Genomic DNA, 3106 nt, shown 5'->3' on the forward strand with positions numbered 1-3106 from the left:
CCATGGGGAGCCGGGAATAGGCTTTGATCCATGGATGTCCGAATGGGGAAACCCACCTGAATGTTCGTTGTTGTCACCCTTGGTGATCATCAGCGTTCATGACCAGGTACTTTAACCCTGAATACATAGGGGTTTTAGAGCAAACCCGGGGAACTGAAACATCTAAGTACCCGGAGGAAAGGAAATCAAGAGAGACTCCGCTAGTAGTGGCGAGCGAACGCGGACCAGCCGAGCCTTGAGAGTGACTGGAATGTGCTGGAAAGCACAGCGATACAGGGTGACAGCCCCGTACAGGAAGCTCGATGGGACGTATTAAGTAGGGCGGGACACGTGAAATCCTGTCTGAAGATCGGGGGACCACCCCCGAAGGCTAAGTACTCCTTACTGACCGATAGCGAACCAGTACCGTGAGGGAAAGGTGAAAAGCACCCCGACGAGGGGAGTGAAACAGTACCTGAAACCGGACGCCTACAAGCAGTCGGAGGGACATCAGTCCTGACGGCGTACCTTTTGTATAATGGGTCAACGACTTGGTCTTACTAGCAAGCTTAAGCCGATAGGTGTAGGCGCAGCGAAAGCGAGTCTTAAATGGGCGATTGAGTTAGTGGGATCAGACCCGAAACCAGGTGATCTAGCCATGAGCAGGATGAAGGTACGGTAACACGTACTGGAGGTCCGAACCAACACCCGTTGAAAAGGGTCTGGATGACTTGTGGCTAGGGGTGAAAGGCCAATCAAACCTGGAGATAGCTGGTTCTCCGCGAAAGCTATTTAGGTAGCGCCTCGGACGAATACCTTGGGGGGTAGAGCACTGCATGGATGATGGGGGCCCACAGCCTTACTGAGTCTAAGCAAACTCCGAATACCCAAGAGTACTATCCGGGAGACACACGGCGGGTGCTAACGTCCGTCGTGAAGAGGGAAACAACCCTGACCTGCAGCTAAGGCCCCTAATTCGTGGTTAAGTGGGAAAGCATGTGGGACGGCCAAAACAACCAGGAGGTTGGCTTAGAAGCAGCCATCCTTTAAAGATAGCGTAACAGCTCACTGGTCTAGATAAGCTGTCCTGCGGCGAAGATGTAACGGGGCTCAAACCACGAGCCGAAGCTCAGGATGCATAGCGATATGCGTGGTAGCGGAGCGTTCTGTGATATAGAACGCTGTCTCTTCTGACCCTTCGGGTTCAGCGGAGACAATGTTCTTTCTGTGAAGCCGGGCTGTAAGGCATCCGGTGGAGAGATCAGAAGCGAGAATGTTGACATGAGTAGCGACAAACAGGGTGAGAGACCCTGTCGCCGAAAGTCCAAGGGTTCCTGCTTAAAGCTAATCTGAGCAGGGTAAGCCGGCCCCTAAGGCGAGGCCGAAAGGCGTAGTCGATGGGAACCAGGTTAATATTCCTGGGCCGTGAGATGGTGACGGATTGCAGAGGTAGTTCAGCCTTATCGGATTGGTTGGGCTGCTGAGTGGTCCCTGGAAATAGCCTCTCTATAAGACCGTACCCTAAACCGACACAGGTGGACTGGTAGAGTATACCAAGGCGCTTGAGAGAACCACATCAAAGGAACTCGGCAAAATGCCTCCGTAAGTTCGCGAGAAGGAGGCCCCACTCGTAGGCAACTATGGGTGGGGGGCACAAACTAGGGGGTGGCGACTGTTTACTTAAAACACAGGGCTCTGCGAAGTCGCAAGACGACGTATAGGGTCTGACGCCTGCCCGGTGCTGGAAGGTTAAAAGGAGGGGTGCAAGCTCCGAATTGAAGCCCCAGTAAACGGCGGCCGTAACTATAACGGTCCTAAGGTAGCGAAATTCCTTGTCGGGTAAGTTCCGACCTGCACGAATGGCGTAACGATCTCCCCGCTGTCTCTGATGTGGACTCAGCGAAATTGAACTGTGTGTCAAGATGCACACTTCCCGCGGTTAGACGGAAAGACCCCATGAACCTTTACTATAGCTTCGCACTGGCATCAGGATTGTGATGTGCAGGATAGGTGGTAGGCATCGAAGCAGAGACGCCAGTCTTTGTGGAGCCATCCTTGAGATACCACCCTTCGCACTCTTGATGTCTAACCGCGGTCCGTCATCCGGATCCGGGACCCTGCGTGGTGGGTAGTTTGACTGGGGCGGTCGCCTCCCAAATCGTAACGGAGGCGCGCGAAGGTTGGCTCAGACCGGTCGGAAATCGGTCGTTGAGTGCAATGGCAGAAGCCAGCCTGACTGCAAGACTGACAAGTCGAGCAGAGACGAAAGTCGGCCATAGTGATCCGGTGGTCCCAAGTGGGAGGGCCATCGCTCAACGGATAAAAGGTACTCTGGGGATAACAGGCTGATGATGCCCAAGAGTCCATATCGACGGCATCGTTTGGCACCTCGATGTCGGCTCATCTCATCCTGGGGCTGGAGCAGGTCCCAAGGGTATGGCTGTTCGCCATTTAAAGAGGTACGTGAGCTGGGTTTAGAACGTCGTGAGACAGTTCGGTCCCTATCTGCCGTGGGTGTAGGAGACTTGAGAAGAGTTGCCCCTAGTACGAGAGGACCGGGGTGAACGAACCACTGGTGGACCAGTTATCGTGCCAACGGTAGTGCTGGGTAGCTATGTTCGGACAGGATAACCGCTGAAGGCATCTAAGCGGGAAGCCCCCTTCAAAACAAGGTCTCCCTTGAGGGCCGTGGAAGACCACCACGTCGATAGGCCAGAGGTGTAAGTGCGGCAACGCATTCAGCTGACTGGTACTAATTGCCCGATAGGCTTGATTTGATCCAGAAAAAGCAAGGCACATACGCCATGCAGGATCGTCAAAAGCACAAAACAGACTTGGAACAAAAGATGTTGTAACCTCTCTGCGATACAATCGCAGAGAAGGGTTCTTCCTCGGTTTGGTGGTCATAGCACGAGCAAAACACCCGATCCCATCCCGAACTCGGCCGTTAAGTGCCGTCGCGCCAATGGTACTGCGTCTCAAGACGTGGGAGAGTAGGTCACCGCCAAACCTAGAAAGAACCCAAATCTCTTAAAAACGATCACAAATGACGCGGGATGGAGCAGCCCGGTAGCTCGTCAGGCTCATAACCTGAAGGTCGCAGGTTCAAATCCTGCTCCCGCAACCA

General features: G+C 53.8%; 1 tRNA gene and 2 rRNA genes (1 of these 3 only partly in view). All 3 read left to right on the forward strand.

Going from position 1 to position 3106, the window contains the following annotated elements:
- Window positions 1-2756: ribosomal RNA gene (locus E2K76_RS19930) — 23S ribosomal RNA — on the forward strand; it begins 76 nt to the left of the window's first position.
- Between the two features lie 118 nt (window positions 2757-2874).
- Window positions 2875-2989: ribosomal RNA gene (rrf, locus tag E2K76_RS19935) — 5S ribosomal RNA — on the forward strand.
- 40 nt (window positions 2990-3029) lie between these two features.
- Window positions 3030-3106, forward strand: a tRNA-Met gene (locus E2K76_RS19940).

Source organism: Falsirhodobacter xinxiangensis (assembly GCF_004959935.1).
Classification (GTDB): domain Bacteria; phylum Pseudomonadota; class Alphaproteobacteria; order Rhodobacterales; family Rhodobacteraceae; genus Falsirhodobacter; species Falsirhodobacter xinxiangensis.